The sequence below is a fragment of the Shewanella electrica genome (assembly GCF_022321485.1).
GTDB classification, from domain to species: Bacteria; Pseudomonadota; Gammaproteobacteria; order Enterobacterales; family Shewanellaceae; genus Shewanella; species Shewanella electrica.
Genome location: NZ_JAKOGG010000002.1, coordinates 253575 through 270533, shown reverse-complemented (window position 1 = coordinate 270533; position 16959 = coordinate 253575). Strand labels below are relative to the sequence as shown.

The following is a 16959-nucleotide window of genomic DNA, read 5'->3' as shown; positions in this document are numbered from 1 at the left end:
CTGGAGACTTAGAACTTAACAGATACACCTGCGTAATAATAACGACCTGTTACATCATAAGCAGTAGTTGCAGTGTTAGGTCCTGTATCACCATACACAGTACCTTGAGGCAGCATAGGAGGTTGTTTATTAAATAAATTATTCACCCCTACATAAGCCTGAATACCATCAGAGAAATTATAACGCGCATTAATGTCATGGTAGATAACTGCACCAACAGAGTTGTATGTTGTCAAACCATTTCCATCAGTGTAGTTGCCGTTATACTCGAATTTCGAGTCAACAACACTTGCCCAGTAGCGCATTCTCCAAGAGAAGTTTAAATCATCCAAGGCATATGCCAAGTTTAAGTTAGCACGATGTCTAGGTGTCAAAACTTCACCAACTGTATCTTCAGAATCGCCGTCTAAAATACCCGTTGTTACGTACTCACGGGTATAGTTCCAAACCAGTTGAGCTTTAAACGTACCACTTCCAATATCTGTGAAGTAGTTTATTTCAGTATCTAAACCAGAAGTATCAATATTGTTTTCATTGGAAGTTCCGGAATGGACTTCTGTCAACGCACCATTCTGATCGCGTATAGAATTTCCGCCACAGGTCGCATCAAACTCACCAGGTGCTACATCAAAACATCTTTGCAGCACAGTACTGCGGCTAGTTGTAGCAATCGCATCTTTAACCGAAATATCATAGTAGTCCACGGTCAGTGACAAGTTATCTAGCGCCTGCCAAACAACCCCAAGACTCCAAGTATCTGCGGTTTCAGCTTTTACATCTTGGTTCCCGCCCGTAGTTCCGCCAGTCCCCTGTTTTTCTGCTTGTGTTAACACAAAACTGCCATCGTCTGCAATTCGATCACTAATTGACTGAATGGAGCGACAGTTTTCAGCTATATTACCGGTTGTAGAAGCATCTACGCCATTACATGGATCTGATACGTTCGCGAAAGTTTCACTGCGCCCACCGTACAAATCAGCAATATTTGGGGTTCGAATTGCTCGTGCTGCCGAGGCGCGGAACTTCAGTTCATCAATCGGAGTAAAATCTAAACCAGCATTCCAAGTTACATCACCGCCTGTAATTGAATGATCTGCGTAACGCGCAGCCAAGTCTAATTCTAAAGAGTCTAAAACAGGGAGAATAGTCTCAGCATAAACGTCACGGCTATAGATACTGCCGTTTGTTGGATCTGCTTGGTTGGTACTTGAAGCACCAGTTTGTGCCAAATCACCAGGACTATAGCTTCCTTTCTCTTCCCGGTACTCAAGACCAAATGCAACATTCACATTACCGCCAGCTAATTCAATTGGCAATTCACCGGTCACAGAGCTGCCCAATACGAACTGTTCCGCTTGTCCAGAGGCTTTAGCTGGAGAAATTACATACTTAACAGCTTCAGGACTTACAGTATTCGCACCAAAAAGATCGAGCGGGACACATCCCTGAACGCGAGCAAGTTCATTCGCACAAACCAAATTACCACTGGTATCACGGATCACATCTAAGGCTAATGCGGCTCGTTCAACATTGACCTGTCCACCGTTGTCTTGAAGCTGATCAGTGCGCCCCCAAGTGAAATATGTTTGTGAATTCCACAAGTCATTGATATTCCAATCAATCCCTGAGGCGACACGAATTGTATTTCGTTCTAAATCAGTTGAACGTGCACCAAATTCAGTCATACGACGAACAAAACTGGTCTGATTCAAATTAGTAATACCATCAGCAACTAACGCTGCTCTTAAGGCATCCGGAATGAGTGGTGAATTGATATCCATACCACCAGTACCATTACGATCCTTTAACCACACATCATTCACTACGTCTAATGGAGTTGGTTCAATTGTAGAATCTTTGGTCTTAGTTGTATTCCAGTTAAACTCTGTAAACATGGATACGTTATTTGACAATGCCTGCGTAAATCCTGCCGCAGCGTACTTTCTCTCAAGCGGAGTTACCAACTGACGATATGAAGCCCTATTGAAGCCGTTATCAGATGTATAAGGTGTACCATCACCATTGTAGTTGCCTACTCGCCCCTGAGGAGGAAACGAGGAATATAGAGGACCAACATATTCCCGTCCGTTTTCATCCAAAAATACCGCTAAATCCTCTTTAGAAAAATCACGATCTGTGCCTTTAATACCAGCATCATCATCGTAGCCAAATGAAACCCATGCATTACCGCCATCCCAGTTTTTACCTGAAGTGATAGAGATGGTTTTGGTGTCTCGATCCCCTTCATCTGACGTACCATATTGCGCGTTAACTTCCACCCCTTCAAAATCTTTGCGGGTAATAATGTTAACAACACCTGCAACAGCATCTGAGCCATAGATTGCGGAAGATGCGCTTTTAAGGATTTCAATCCTTTCAATCATTGACGCAGGAATTGCGTTTAAGTCAACAGCATACCCTGTTGAAGGGTCTACACCAGATACAAATCTGCGACCATTAACCAACACTAGGGTTCTAGATTCGCCCAAGTTTCTCAACGAGGTCGTATTTAAACCTACTGTAGTTGTAGAAAATGTGCTGTTAGATTGGTTAGAACCAGCCATGGTTACTGGAGATTGATTCAGAATATCAGAAACATTAATAGCGCCAGATTGAAGAATATCTTCACGTGAAAGCACTGTCACCGGAACTGGAGTTTCCATATCGGTACGCTTAATACGAGACCCGGTTACTTCAATCCGCTCAACTTTAGTTGCTGCCTCTTCTGCCGCATATGATGCAGAAGAAAACGACGCAGCCACAACACCACTCACTAGAGCGAAATTTACCGCTTTAGCCAGAGCATTTCTCTTAACAATCATGCTATTTCTCCCTTGATTTATTATTACGAGCGTCGTTTGCGCTCGCTTTTGTGTCACAAAACCAAACAAAAATGGAACCTTTGTGAACAATGGTAGAGATAAAAACACATGAAAAACAATTTATCAACATCACATTTTCTATTTCATAGATTCCAAGACTTTACCAGTCTCAATGCTGACTCATAAAAAAACAGAAAAAATGAATTTTCCCTATAAAAACTCAAAAAAAAAGGAATAATCGATAAAAATAACTAATTATCCTTTAACTTTAAAATATCAATAATTTGTTACTCACTGATGTTGAATGTTCATTTTACGGCCAAATAATTGTAATTTTATAATTCAAATTGGATGCAAAAGCATGCTAAAACGATTAATTTAATACTTAATTAATGTTTTCTAGATGTTAAAACATATCTGCTTGTTAATAAGATCCTCAAATTTAACATTCAAAGAATTAAGGACAGGTTCTGCAATGGGACGGAGTTGTTTGTCTACGTAATAGTCGTAGTCTGGTGGGTTTGTAGTTATGGCGGTCGGGATCGCTCCTGACGTCGTGATTACGTAATGAATCACCGCACCTCGTTTGCCATGCCGTGGGTCTTGGGTGGATTCGACTAGGCGTTGCGCTGCTTTTACATGTGGAATTGCTTGCGATTGATAATCTTGGATGTCACGCCGTAAGCGACGAGTGAACACTAACTCAGCATCACAATCGCCGCGGTGTATCGCCGCTATCTGCTCACGTAAATATGCTGTCACATCGGTGTCGTGAAACAAACGCCAGTACAACTCGTGCTGGATACGTTTGGCTAGCGGCGTCCAATCACTACGCACTTGCTCCATACCTTTAAACACCAATTGTTCATTGCCACTTTTGTCCCGCTTCATGCCTACATAGCGTTTCTTTGAGCCTGCGTCAGAACCTCTTAACGTCGGCATGAAGAAGCGGCTAAAGTGATTGTCAAATTCAAGCTCTAAATAGCTCGGCAGTTGATAGTGTTGTTGGATATGGCTGCGCCATTTTTCAGTGATTTGTGCAGCTAACTCCCGACCAAAAACTTCGCAATCGGTTACGTTATGCTGCTCACCAAGCCACACGAAAGTAGAGTCAGTATCACCATATATCACCGTGTAACCCAGCTCTTCAATCCATGCTTTAGTCTGCTGCATGATTTGATGGCCTCGCATAGTGATCGAGCTAGCGAGCTTGGCATCATGAAATACACAACCTCTTGAGCCCAACACACCGTAAAGCGAATTCATGATGATCTTAATCGCTTGCGACAATGCGGCATTCTGCTCGCGCTTAGCATGTTCTCTCGCATCAGCGAGTTTGCCAACCAGCCCCGGTAGAATATGCCCTTCGCGGCTAAAGCGGGCTCCGCGAAACCCTGCAACAGTGTGCTTATCATCTTCTGTGAAACCAGTAACCAGCCCGAGCGGATCGACTAAGAATGTACGGATGATGGAGGGATATAGGCTCTTAAAGTCCAATACCAAAATGTCGCGATAGAGGCCGGGGATCGAATCCATCACATAGCCGCCAGGACTTTCCAAGCCGTTACTGGCTGGCATCGCTGGAGCCACGAACCCGGCGCGATGCAGGTGCGGTAAATAGAGATTATTAAAAGCAGCAACAGAGGCACCTGCTCGGCCAAACTCTAACCCGGTCAATTGGGCTCGTGCCATAGCAAAGTTAAGCAAATCAGTTTTAACAAAGATATCCCACACTAGGCGGCAATCTGTCAGGTTGTAATAAGCTAGCGTGGTTTTTTCTTCACGAAACTGTCGATTGATCTCGGCCACTTTATTGTCTTTCGCAATGGTTTTGCCTTCACCTAGCAATGCATGAGCAACAAAATCTAGAGAGAAGCTATCAAACTGATAAAAGGCCGCTTTTAACCAGTCGATACCATCCAGCACTACCCTTCCCGGTAGAGATAAGGTTTCAGGGCGATAAGTGCCTTCGACCAGCCAACCTAATGGCTGCCCGAGGCGACCAAATTGAGGCGCAATCCCCAATAGCTGACAACGTTTAGAAAGCAACGCCAAGTCGAAACCGATAACTGACCAGCCGATAATCACATCTGGGTCCCAAGTTTGAAACCAATCCATCAGTCTCAATAGCAGTGCCTTTTCATCGGCTACCCAGTGAATATCTTGTTCAGACGCTTCAGGGGCACCAATCATAAACACTTGCGCTACCTGCGCATGACCTAAGGAGTCCGCCCCATAAACCGCCGCAGAGTAGAGTTGCCCGTCAGGCCCACACTCTAAATCAAACGACACCATTTTGATCGCTATAGCGGCAGCATCAATGGAGGTCGATCGAGCACGAGTGGCGATAAATTTGTTGGAGCAATCGCTGGAATCTTGGTTGTCAAAATAACCGTAGAACTCCGCTTCAAAGGCGATAAAACGCTCAATCAGAAACCGTTGTTGTGGTTTGATTTCGGTTTCATACAGCGTGATAGCTAAATCTTTGGCGCGTGCGATGGTTTGTCGGGTCACCGATGCACTCGCACTATATAGTGCCGCTACTGGTTCAGATTGAAAGCTCTTCAACGCAATAGGGCGCGCGGTTAGTCCGTGCTGTTGCTGCGCCAGCATGGAAGCATCGCGCTGATTAGCAAAAAATATCTGTTGTCCTTCAGCGACTTCTACCAGTACAGCGCCATCTGCAGTATTCAGGTAATATTGCAACACGGCACCAGATGGGCGTTGGACCCAGTGACGTGTCAGCACGCGGCCAGAAATGGTTTGGTGTTGCGGTATCAATTTATCGTCCTAAAGCAGCCAATTTACGGTTATCAGCGGGCGCAATTACTGTTAATATATACAGGAATTTTTAGAGGAAAGCACTGAATGCTTGCAGCCCACGTAAAAACCCAAATTCGAGAAATCTATAAACAGATTTCGTCAGCACTCCCTAATTTTCGCTCACGTCGCGAGCAAAACTATATGGTGGCCGAGATCTCTAAAACCTTGGCGGGTGATTACGACAAGCTCAGAAAAATTATTGTGATTGAGGCTGGCACGGGGATCGGTAAATCGCTGGCGTATATTCTTGGAACCATTCCTCTGGCAATGGCCACTAATAAAAAAGTGTGCATAGCCACAGCGACCGTGGCACTGCAAGAACAGCTACTTCATAAAGATCTCCCCTTCTTTCTCGAACATAGCGGTATTGATTTTCGTTTCGGCTTGGTCAAAGGCCGTCAACGCTATGTGTGTTTGTCCAAGCTTGAGATGTTAGTTGGTGATAGCGGCGCCGACCAGTTAGCGATGTGGCAAACCAAACCGGACAACAGCCAAATTCAACAACTGCAACAGATGCTCAACGACTATCGCCAAGGTCGTTGGAATGGCGAGCTAGATTCGCTTAAAACACCGATTCCAGATCATTTGTGGCAGCAAGTGGCTTCTGATAAACACTCCTGCCATAAACAACTGGCAGGCCACGGGCAATGTCCATTTCATAAGTCTCGCGATAACATGGAAGAGTGGGATGTGCTGATTGCCAACCACAGTTTATTGCTGGCCGATTTGGAATTAGGCGGTGGCGTGATTTTGCCTGATCCAGAAGACTTACTGTACGTGGTCGACGAAGCACACCACCTGCCTATCGTCGCACGTGACTTTTCTAGCGCTCAGGGAGCGTTACGCGGCGCTGCGGATTGGTTAGACAAATTACAAAAAACCGTCGGAAAATTGCAGACGCAGATTAAAAGCAATTACATCATTGCCCCTGCACAAGCGATGTTAGATCGCACCGAGGAGTTGTCATCGTTACTGCAAAAAGTGGCGCATTTCTGCGATAGCAACCCCAAATTTTTTGCCAATGAAGATAATCGTTGGCGCTTTGTGCACGGCAAATTGCCCGAGCCATTAACCATCTTGTCAGAAAACCTCGCTACCGCATCAAACGAGGCACTCAAACAGTTTAACAAGATGCAGATGCTACTGTCGGAAGCAATTAAAGATGGTGAAATTCCGAAACATCAAGCGGATGGCTTGGTATCCGAATGCGGCTTTATGCTGCAACGGCTAGAGAATTTACAAAAGCTGTGGAAGATGATGGCTAAGGAAGATAATCCTAAAGGCGCACCGACTGCTCGCTGGCTAGAGCAGATCACTGGCAAACAACAAGACTACTTATGTTGCGCCTCGCCTATCGAAGTCGGCTTTATGTTGGAACACTTGTTGTGGGAAAAGGCCGCCGGTGTTGTCCTCTGTAGTGCTACCTTGCGTGCGCTTAACAGCTTTGAACATTTTGCTTATCAGGTGGGATTATCACCACGCGATGGTAGTCGCTACTTAGCGCTGCAGTCGCCATTTGATTTTGAAAACAACGCCACACTGTACTTACCTAAAATGGCAACAGAGCCAGCAGAAGACGCCTATACCGATGAGCTAGCCAAGCAGATCCGTCATCTCGTCGAAGGTGAAACGGCCACCCTAGTGTTGTTTGCTTCATACTGGCAAATGGAGAAAGTGGCGCAGTTGCTGGAAGGCAAACTCCCAGTAACACCGTTATTGCAAGGTTCATCGCCACGGCAAACCTTGCTTGATGCCCATAAAGCCCGTTGTGATGCAGGGCAAGCCAGCATTATCTTTGGTACGGGCAGTTTCTCTGAAGGGCTTGATTTGCCAGGCGATTACCTCACCAATTTGATCGTGACTAAACTGCCCTTTGCAGTGCCAACCTCACCGGTCGAACAGGCGCATTCGGAGTACGTCAAACTTAAAGGCGGCAATCCGTTTTTACAGCTCACCATTCCCGACGCTTCGCGCAAGTTGATCCAGAGTTGTGGCCGACTCTTGCGTAAAGAGGAAGATTATGGCCGAATTACCATCCTCGATCGGCGGTTGGTGAGTAAACGCTACGGCAAATCGCTACTGGATGCGTTGCCACCTTATCGCCGTGTCATTGAATAAACTGGGCCTTTAGTGGAAATTCTTGCAACAAGTATCAACTGGCTAGTGTTAGCTGGCGCGGGTTTGCTGGCGGGGTTTATCGACGCCATTGTTGGCGGTGGCGGATTACTGTCAATTCCAGCCTTACTCAGTGTCGGTATGCCCGCACATCTGTCGCTCGGCACCAACAAGCTTGCCTCCTCTATGAGTTCATCTACCGCCGCTTATACTTACTATAAAAAACATCTGTTTGATCCCCGCCTTTGGAAAAAATGCTTCATCGCCACTGCAGTTGGCGCAGTGGTAGGCAGTGTGCTGGTGTATTTGATTGATGGCGACCTACTAGAGAAAATTTTGCCAGTTATCGTCATTTTGGTAGCGTTGTACAGTTTACTGTTCAGAAAAGTATTACACGGTGAGTTTCATCCCCCCAAACATCGGCCTCGTACTAAACGCCAACTACTGCAAGGTTTCATACTGGGCAGTTATGATGGTTTTGCCGGGCCAGGGCTGGGGTCGATGTGGATCGTTAGTAGTCGTGTGTTATATAAATTGTCATTCTTAAAGAGCTGTGCCCTCTCCCGCGCCATGACGTTTGTTAGCAATATCGTGGCCTTGGCAATTTTTATCTATCACGGCAATGTCGACTTTGCCGTTGGTTTGCTACTGGGCAGTTCGATGATGCTTGGCTCCTATATAGGCACCCACTCGGCAATACGCTTTGGTCTGCCGTTTATTCGGCCACTGTTTATTACCATGGTGATTATCATCGCGATACATTTAAGCTGGAATGCCTGGACATGAATACCCAAGCCCTACTGCAAAAGCTCAGACAGCAACTCAAACATCTTGAGCAAGAAGTGCTGCAACATGATCAGTCGCAATCTGAGCAAAACTTGCGTTTATTGGCGCATTTAGAGCGGTTTGATCAGGCACTGTTCCAACAAAGCGGCGGTAAACTTTATCCCTGTGTAGCCCAACTTGAGCACAGTCTCCAGCAGTTAGAGAAACAGCTTGCAGCGGGGATCTCAGCCCCTGTGCTACAAGCCAGTTGCGAACGTTTGGCTGATAGATTTGTTGCATTAAAGCGTGCAATAAGCACCACATCAATCGACTTAAAAGCACAGCAACAAAATAAAAACAGCAAAAAAGCTGTCTATCAGCGTAAAATGCAACAACGTCATACTGATTCAGGCTTTGGCTGGATCGCTGCAGAAGTGATGCGTAACAGCCACCAGTTATACGAAGAGCTAAATAAGCATCTGAACTGGGAAAAGAAAATTCAGTTTAAAATAGAGCAGTTGCAAGCTCGCCTTGACAACTGTCACATTACTGAAAAAATTGCTGTTCAGAATGACCTGCTCGCTATGCACAAACGTTTGGGGAAATGCAGGCAAGCAATTCATTATATTGAAGAACGTATTCAATTATTTGAGCGCCCAAATAAACAATTCTAATTCTTGTTAAGGAGCAACAATGAAACCAATAACGACCGTTTCAGCCCTTTTTGCACTGATTTGCTCATCGTCTGCTTTTGCAGCAAATCTGAAAATTCCAATGGCTTTTGAATATCTGGCGTTAGACGGCACTCAGATTGAGACCAACCACTTCACCCATAAATCCGATTTATCGCTCACCGGTGGCAAACATAAAATCGCGATTCGCTACAGCGATATGTATGAAGACAGATTTTCCGAAAGCCCGAATTTTGTAAAATCTTCACCTTTCATTGTCACTATCAACGTTGAGCAAGATGCCAATTACGAGCTGAAACCAGCAAATAAGATTACCGACCCAGAAGCTTATGCTAAAGATCCTAAAGTGGTGATCAGCAGCAACGGTAACCAAGTGGATTACCAAGTCCAGCAAACAGATATTCAAGAGAATTCATTCATCAGTCGTTTGTTTAATGTCGGCGAACAATCACCGAAAGTTGATGTCGCTGCAGTTGCCATCACTGGTGGCAAGCCCGTTCCACAACCCGTAAAACCTGCTAGCGAAGTTGAAACAATGACGGCTACATCTGTTGCAGCTACAGCAGAAGCCCCAAGCAAAGCAAGCGAACAATCACCAAACCAATCAGCACAGATGCTGCAATACTGGTGGCAACAAGCAGATGAAAAAACCCGTAAAGAGTTTATGAGCTGGGCTATTAAGCAGCTGTAAACCTTGTTATCGGTGACTTATCACGCCAGCTATTCGGAGCTGGCGTTACCTCCGCAACATCGCTTCCCTATTGCGAAATATCGTTTGTTATACCAACGATTACAGCAAAGTGATTTTAAGCAACACTGCCAGTTTTTAACACCCACACCCGCGCCAACATATTGGTTAACGGCCATTCACGAGACTAACTATGTTAATGGGCTACTCGATGGTTCATTAGCTGATAAAGCGTTGCGACGCATCGGTTTTCCGTGGTCGGAAGCTCTCATCACTCGTACACTAAACTCTATTGGTGCCACCTATTTGGCAGCACAAACCGCACTCCAACGTGGTTTTGCAGCGCAAATTAGCGGCGGCTATCATCACGCTCACTACGACTTTGGCAGCGGCTTTTGTTTGTTTAATGATCTCGTCATCGCGGCTGACCAGTTGATTCAACAAGGCCTTGTGCGCCGTGTATTGATATTCGACTGTGATGTACACCAAGGTGACGGCACGGCCACCCTCACCCAACAACGTGGCGATATTATCAGTGTGTCGTTGCACTGCGATAAAAATTTCCCGGCGAGAAAAGCCCTCTCCCATCACGATCTAGCCTTTGACCGCAACACCGATGACCAGGCCTATATTCAGTTGATTCAGCAAGTGCTACCGCTGCTCGTTAATACTTACCAACCCGATATTGTTTTTTACGATGCGGGCGTGGATGTCCATCAAGGTGACGAACTCGGCCTTATCCAACTGACTGACGCCGGCCTATTAGCACGTGAAAAAACGGTACTAAGTATGGTGAAAAAAGCTGACATTCCAATTATCTGCGTGGCTGGCGGCGGATATTGTCGCGACACGCTACACTTAGTAGATAGGCACCTACAGTTGTATGTTGCCGCCAAGGAATTGTTCAGTTAAACGGGAGAAAAATATGCAGCTGGATATCCGCAACTACTACGAAGTGATGCTAATGGAAATCCTCTCTGAGGAGGGTTTGCTGGATGAACTGCCGGAAGACTATATGTCTGATTTAGCCTGTGTCACGCTCAACCAGTTACCAGTGCGCTATGTACACCACTTAGTGGATACCTATTTTTACGAAGACAATAACGAACAACAACAGATGCGTAATGAGATTTATGAAGCGTTGGAAAAATCGCGGGCTTTTTTGAAGAGTCGGCTGGATCAACGAGCCTAAATAAGAAATTTGGAGGTTCCCCCAGAGCCAACACCCCGGCACATGAGTCACTTGCTACGGTTGCTCCCTTCCAGGCCTGGCCGGGTTCACAAGTTATCATTGCGGGGGGACCCTGGGGTCACCATTGATTTATCAGGATATCGCCGAAAGCAATAACACTTGATAACGGCAGCGATTATCCATAAAGCCTACGCATGAATCAAGGCAAAACTGCCATTTGCCCGGCTAACTGTGCACTGACTATACAAAAAGTCCGCCGTAGCGGACTTTTTACTAGGTGCTGAGTTAAAGCGTGAGGGAATCACTATTGCTTTTGATAATTTTGTCACCGATCCCTTTGACTTGCTTGAGCTGTTCTATCGATTCGAACTTACCGTTGCTATTGCGGTAGTCGACAATCGCCTTCGCCTTTGCTTCACCAATTCCTTTCAGCAACTGTAATTCATCGGCCGATGCGGTGTTAATATTCACCTTTTGCAGTTGTTGTACTGACGCCTGTGGCATTTCATCTTTGGCGTAGGTGTTGGTAGCGAACGGTAACAGCAATAACGCGGCAGTAATTAAGCCACTTTTGAGCATTGAACTAATCATTAGTTCCTCCTTGTCATATCCTATATACAAACTGGAGTCGGCATACCTTTTCCTTGACTCCGAGGGACAGTGTAATGATTAGTTCATAATTTGAACAGCACTTAATTACTGACGCGGTTCATGCTCCATTTCACTTGCGCCACGTTCTGATGTTGCCATGCGCTGTTTCAATTCTTTAAGCAATTCCATGTGGATCTTGGTGAGACTCGGTTGATTGTGTTCATTAAATTTCACCGGCCGACATAAACGCATCGCCTGCAATCCCAAACGCGCAGTCAGTAAGCCGCCGCCAAGCCCTTGGGCTAACCGTGCTGATAGTTTGCCCGTCATCTCCATCGATAACATTTGGCTGCCAAAGTCCGTCATCAGCTCGCTAGTGCCAGCGTAAACAATGTTCCAAAAAATCCCGCGAATTAACCGTACTCGACTCCAATAGCCCAACTCGATGCCATAGCAGGCAGCAATCTCTCTGATCATCGCTTGATTGCGCCATAACACCAATACCATGTCCAATAGCGCAAAAGGGCTAACCGCAAGGATTAATGACGACTGCAACGCGAATTTACGCACGATGCGTCGCGCGGCCTTGTCACGGTCATCCAATACAATCGATTCAAATAGTCGCAGCTGCTCGGCGTCATTTTGATTGGGAGATAGCGACTGATTGAGCTGTTTAACGCAACCAGAGGCTTCCGCAGGCAGACGCGCAACAATGTCGCCAATGAATGTTGGCGCTTCACCCATCTGCACACTCACTTTTAAGCGTTCAGCCACTTGCTGCCCGTCGATATTGCCTTTGAGTTGCCGCAGATAGCGCCACTCCTTTGCCACCAAAGCCAGTAACCACAACAGTAAAATGGCAAAAATCGCCGTATAGGTAATGAATAATACGCTGCTACGTTGCCACGCTTCGATCAACGTCATTACGAGCTGTACGACCACGCCCACCAGCAGCGCAAATACGGCGAGTCGAGTCAACCATGAACGGCGCTTCGGCCGAAGTGTCTGTTCGGCCACTTGCTCAACGTCTTCTGCAAAGGCGTGATTGGTCGCTTCACTGTCCTGCCATTGCACCACATCGTTAGTGTCGTACAGTTTACGCTGCTGAATACGAGCAGCTTTATCATCTGATGGTGGGAGATTCACAACAACTTGTCTCCTATAAGATATTCGAGTAAATGATCTAGGCGAATGTGTTCAAACGGCTGTTCAGGTGGCTGTAGTGGCGGAGCAAAATTAACAAACTCAAAACCTTGCTGCTGCCAAAAATCCTTGTTGGGCAACGCTTGTGGCACTTCTCCGGGGAACAGGGTAATCGTGTCACCGCCATTATCGAGGCCACGGCCGCTAACAACGGACACCTCGCCCAAGCCCCGGTCTTTTGCCATGCCATAACGGGTCGTTTTAATTGCGCTCACCGCCATCGCCTCGACGGCGCAGCCTTGCTGGTCAGCACGTTGCCAACCGGGATTAAGTAGTGCTTTGAGCAATGACAGCGCATTGCCCTGCTGCTCACGAGTGATCTGGTCTACTTTGCTCACGGCAAACAGGAGACGGTCAATCTTGGGCGAAAATAGTCGTTGCCAAAAACCGCCCTTGCCGAAGCGAAAACTCTGGTTCAGCGCATTTAACGCGTTAGCCATATCTTCAAATTGCGGCCGACCACGATTTAATGCCCCGAGTACATCCACCAGCACCAGTTGCCGGTCAAACTCTTCAAAATAACGTTGATAGAATGGCTTAACAACTTGCTTCACATAAGCATCGTAGCGCTGTTGTAATTGCCGTTGCAGTGGCGAGCTATCGCCTTGCCCCGTGAATAGCTGGCTCGGCAGAGGAAAAAAGGCCAGCAACGGTGTGCCTTGCAGGTCGCCGGGCAACAATAATCTGCCCGGTTGCGCGAGATAGAATCCTTGCTGATGCACCAGTTGCTCAAGTAACGCACGATAACTATCGCTAATGGTCGCTAATGCTTCATCGCTAGGCTCTTGGGTTGGGTCTAGCGCGGTGATCTTAGCGATGAAATCAGCGTAACTTGGCGTATTTGTCAGTGGACTGTTGGCAGCTAATAACTGCGTTGACCACTGTTGGTAATCAAGATCGAGCATAGGCAGGTCAAGCAACCACTCGCCGGGATAATCCACAATATCCAGATGTAACGTAGCTTTGTCGACAAAGTTCGCCAGCACGCCAGCCTTGGGCCGATAGTCAATCGCCAAGCGCAATTCGCTAATATTGGTGGTGGATTGTGGCCAACGTGGTGGATTATCTCGCAAGGCGCTCATGGCAGTGTCATAACCAAAACTGGCGATATTGAGATCGGGTTGACGCTCACGACGCGCGGCGATAAAACGTCCTTCACGGCAGACGGTAAACAGTGGCAGTCCACCGTAAGGTGGTTGCTGCTGAGCTGAGAGAAGTTTTTCAACTAAGGAAGTGATGAAGGCGGTTTTTCCCGCGCCAGAGAGGCCAGTGACAGCCAGACGAAGGTGCCGGTCGGTGGTACGGTAGCCAATATCCTTGGCCTTTTGTTCGAGTTGATGCCAACGTTGCTTAAGATCTGCCATAACTCTCCTAAAAAAGGGGCAGCGCTACGACGCTGCCCTTGGGATTAGAGATTATTGATTTGCCGTTTTAGCTCATATTGATCTGAGGTGACATAAGTTTCAATGGCTCTTAATCGACTTTCTAAGGTGTGAAAGCGCGAACTCACATCCTGTAGCGCTTGCTTCGCGGGCTCACCCGCTTGCCAAACCTTTTTCTTAACCGAGAGATCAGCGGCTTCCTGCTGCTGTTCTACTGGCTTTTCGTCCAAAATCATCCACAGGGCAATATAGCCTACAAAGATAATCGCCGAGCCACCAAGAAGGAATACGGACACTACCGCAACACGAACCAACCAAGTTTCCAGATTGAAGTATTCGGCAATTCCAGCACACACACCAGCGACCTTGCCGGCGCGACGGTTACGATACAAAGTACGTTTATTTGTCATGACGTTGTCTCCACTCAGGTGACTCAGCATCCAAAATAGACTCTAAAGTACCAATCCGTTGCGTCATTTTATCTGCTTTATCAACTAAATCGTTTAGCAGATTGAACTCTTCATCGGTTAACCCCTGATTTACTTGGCGTTTACTGCGATAGTGAAGAATCAACCATAATGGTGCCACAAATATCATAAACAGATAGATGGGTACCAACAGGGCTTCCAGATCCATAATTCCCTCCCCGGACTCAATTAATTAGCAGCGCTGTCTTTGCCTTTGATTTTGGCTTTCAATGCAGCTAACTCGTCGCTAACGGCATCATCGGCTTGCAAAGCAGCAAACTCGTCATCCAACTTATTCTTTTTATTGCCCAGCTCGTATGCTTCGACTTCAGCTTCAATATTTTCAATACGACGTTCATATTGCTCAAACTTCATCATCGCATTGTCGATTTTGCTAGAGTCCAGCTGCTTTTTCACTTCTAAGCGTGTCGAGGCAGTTTGCTTGCGCATGATGATGCTTTTCTGGCGAGCACGAGCATCAGCGAGTTTCTCTTGCAACTGCGTGACTTCGTCTTTCAGACGGCTGATATGTTCATCAACCACATCCAGCTCTTTCGACATGATATCGAGTGTTGTCGCCACTTTTTGCTTTTCAATCAACGCGGCTTTGGCCAGATCTTCGCGGTCTTTAGTCAAGGCTAATTCCGCTTTTGACTGCCAATCAGCCACTTGTTCTTCGAGTTTGCCCATACGGCGCAATAACTCTTTTTTCTCAGCTAACACTTTGGCGGAGGTAGAACGAACTTCTACCAAAGTATCTTCCATTTCCTGAATGATCAGGCGCACCATTTTTTCTGGATCTTCGGCTTTATCAAGCAAAGCACTGATGTTTGAATTAATGATGTCGGCAAAACGTGTAAAGATTCCCATAATCCTGTCCTCAAAAATTACTGTAGAACGCGGTAACGTTAATACAGATACTGTGCCAACTTTGTATTTTTATTTAATTTCAAAGCATTACACAAAAAATAACTTTTTCTTTATTTATTGTTTACAGCCACATATTATGGATTTCACCACTTATTAGCGATAAAGACCAACACAAATCGTGGCAAAGACTAATCAACAAGAAAACCTTATCGGCCAATCTAACGCCTTTTTAGAAGTACTGGAACGGGTGTCGCAAGTCGCTTCGCTAAATAAGCCGGTACTGATCATCGGTGAACGCGGCACGGGTAAAGAGCTAATTGCTGAGCGTCTGCACTTTCTATCACAGCGCTGGGATCAGAGTTTTATCAAACTCAACTGTGCTTCGCTCAGTGAAACCTTGTTGGAAAGCGAATTGTTTGGTCATGAGTCTGGCGCATTTACTGGCGCCAAAGGTCGCCATGAAGGGCGTTTTGAACGTGCCGATGGCGGTACATTGTTTCTCGATGAGCTAGCCAACACCTCTGGCCTGATCCAAGAAAAACTGCTGCGAGTGATCGAATATGGTGAATACGAACGTGTCGGCGGCAGTAAAACCTTACAAACCGATGTGCGTCTCATCTGCGCCGCTAACGAAGACCTGCCCGCTTTAGCCGAAGCGGGTGAGTTTCGCGCTGATCTGCTCGACCGGCTGGCATTTGATGTTATTACCCTGCCACCGCTGCGCTATCGCCAAGAAGATATCATGCCGCTCGCCGAGCACTTTGCTGTCAGCATGGCGCGCCAGCTTCATCTCGAACTGTTTCCCGGCTTTAGCCGTATGGCACAGCAGATGCTGCAAGATTACCCATGGCCCGGCAATATTCGCGAGTTAAAAAACGCCGTTGAGCGCAGCGTTTATCGTCATGGCAATGATGACGAGCAAATTGACCATATCATTTTGGACCCGTTTGACTCTCCCTATCGACCGCAATCGCGGGTAAAGACTAAAGAGCGACAAGCAGCACCTACCGTCGCTGCGGCCCCAGTAACACCAACGCCTGAGTTGACAACTGAAGCAGAAGTGATGCACAGACAAGCCGCTGCCACCATGAGTTTTCCGCTGGACTTTAAACAGGAATGCGAAGCGTTCGAAGTATCGCTGATCCAAAACGCCCTAGCTGAAAGCCAATACAACCAGAAGAAAACCGCTGACATACTTGGACTGAGCTATCACCAACTCCGCGGAATCTTAAAGAAATACAATTTACTGGACAAAAATTGAGGGAATTGCCGAGTAATCACTTAGACTGTTAGAATGTCCGTTACGCTTCTGTATTTCTAACAAGTTCATGGAATTATCCACGCTGTGT

At 46.5% G+C, this 16959-nt stretch carries 15 protein-coding genes and 1 other RNA gene; 7 read left to right on the top strand and 9 right to left on the bottom strand.

Features of this window, described 5'->3' with window-relative positions; genetic code table 11:
- Window positions 1–8 precede the first annotated feature (8 nt).
- Both L9G74_RS03730 and L9G74_RS03725 read right to left on the bottom strand, forming a co-directional pair.
- The gene (locus L9G74_RS03730) at window positions 9–2822 is read right to left on the bottom strand and encodes a TonB-dependent receptor (protein ID WP_238894936.1); all 2814 of its coding nucleotides are present in this window, start codon (window positions 2820–2822) and stop codon (window positions 9–11) included.
- 399 nt (window positions 2823–3221) lie between these two features.
- Window positions 3222–5603 carry a DNA polymerase II gene (locus L9G74_RS03725; protein WP_238894935.1) on the bottom strand — a complete coding sequence of 794 codons (2382 nt, stop codon included), beginning with the start codon at window positions 5601–5603 and terminating at the stop codon, window positions 3222–3224.
- A gap of 87 nt (window positions 5604–5690) precedes the next feature.
- On the opposite strand from L9G74_RS03725, the gene dinG reads away from it, so the two are divergent.
- The 6 genes from dinG to L9G74_RS03695 are packed head-to-tail and all read left to right on the top strand — an operon-like array spanning window position 5691 to window position 11097.
- Window positions 5691–7763 (top strand): ATP-dependent DNA helicase DinG, encoded by a 2073-nt coding sequence (gene dinG / locus L9G74_RS03720; protein ID WP_238894934.1) that lies wholly within the window; start codon window positions 5691–5693, stop codon window positions 7761–7763.
- Window positions 7764–7775: 12 nt separating this feature from the next.
- A complete protein-coding gene (locus L9G74_RS03715) occupies window positions 7776–8546 on the top strand; it encodes a sulfite exporter TauE/SafE family protein (protein WP_238894933.1) in 771 nt (256 codons plus the stop codon).
- Window positions 8543–9199: a primosomal replication protein gene (locus tag L9G74_RS03710; protein ID WP_238894932.1), complete on the top strand. Its 657-nt coding sequence runs from the start codon at window positions 8543–8545 to the stop codon at window positions 9197–9199. The genes L9G74_RS03715 and L9G74_RS03710 overlap by 4 nt, the downstream gene beginning before the upstream one ends.
- Window positions 9200–9218: 19 nt before the next feature.
- Window positions 9219–9908 (top strand): YccT family protein, encoded by a 690-nt coding sequence (locus L9G74_RS03705; protein WP_238894931.1) that lies wholly within the window; start codon window positions 9219–9221, stop codon window positions 9906–9908.
- 3 nt (window positions 9909–9911) lie between these two features.
- Window positions 9912–10817, top strand: a complete 906-nt coding sequence (locus L9G74_RS03700; RefSeq protein ID WP_238894930.1) for a histone deacetylase family protein — start codon at window positions 9912–9914, stop codon at window positions 10815–10817.
- 13 nt (window positions 10818–10830) lie between these two features.
- A complete protein-coding gene (locus L9G74_RS03695) occupies window positions 10831–11097 on the top strand; it encodes a late competence development ComFB family protein (RefSeq protein WP_238894929.1) in 267 nt (88 codons plus the stop codon).
- Between the two features lie 18 nt (window positions 11098–11115).
- Here L9G74_RS03695 and ffs read toward each other — a convergent pair.
- From ffs to pspA, 7 genes are all read right to left on the bottom strand, one after another.
- Window positions 11116–11213, bottom strand: an RNA gene (gene ffs / locus L9G74_RS03690) — signal recognition particle sRNA small type.
- A 169-nt stretch (window positions 11214–11382) separates the two neighbouring features.
- Complete coding sequence (locus L9G74_RS03685) at window positions 11383–11688, bottom strand: ComEA family DNA-binding protein (protein ID WP_238894928.1); 306 nt, start codon at window positions 11686–11688, stop codon at window positions 11383–11385.
- A gap of 105 nt (window positions 11689–11793) precedes the next feature.
- The gene (locus tag L9G74_RS03680; protein WP_238894927.1) at window positions 11794–12834 is read right to left on the bottom strand and encodes a TIGR01620 family protein; all 1041 of its coding nucleotides are present in this window, start codon (window positions 12832–12834) and stop codon (window positions 11794–11796) included.
- The gene (locus tag L9G74_RS03675) at window positions 12831–14255 is read right to left on the bottom strand and encodes a YcjX family GTP-binding protein (RefSeq protein WP_238894926.1); all 1425 of its coding nucleotides are present in this window, start codon (window positions 14253–14255) and stop codon (window positions 12831–12833) included. Before L9G74_RS03675 ends, L9G74_RS03680 begins: the two co-directional genes overlap by 4 nt.
- Before the next feature lie 44 nt (window positions 14256–14299).
- Window positions 14300–14683: an envelope stress response membrane protein PspC gene (gene pspC, locus L9G74_RS03670; protein ID WP_238894925.1), complete on the bottom strand. Its 384-nt coding sequence runs from the start codon at window positions 14681–14683 to the stop codon at window positions 14300–14302.
- Window positions 14673–14909, bottom strand: a complete 237-nt coding sequence (pspB, locus tag L9G74_RS03665) for an envelope stress response membrane protein PspB (protein WP_238894924.1) — start codon at window positions 14907–14909, stop codon at window positions 14673–14675. The genes pspC and pspB overlap by 11 nt, the downstream gene beginning before the upstream one ends.
- Window positions 14910–14929: 20 nt before the next feature.
- Window positions 14930–15610 carry a phage shock protein PspA gene (gene pspA / locus L9G74_RS03660; RefSeq protein ID WP_238894923.1) on the bottom strand — a complete coding sequence of 227 codons (681 nt, stop codon included), beginning with the start codon at window positions 15608–15610 and terminating at the stop codon, window positions 14930–14932.
- 178 nt (window positions 15611–15788) lie between these two features.
- Here pspA and pspF point away from each other — a divergent pair, with 178 nt between their 5' ends.
- Window positions 15789–16871, top strand: a complete 1083-nt coding sequence (pspF, locus tag L9G74_RS03655; RefSeq protein WP_238894922.1) for a phage shock protein operon transcriptional activator — start codon at window positions 15789–15791, stop codon at window positions 16869–16871.
- Window positions 16872–16959 lie beyond the last annotated feature (88 nt).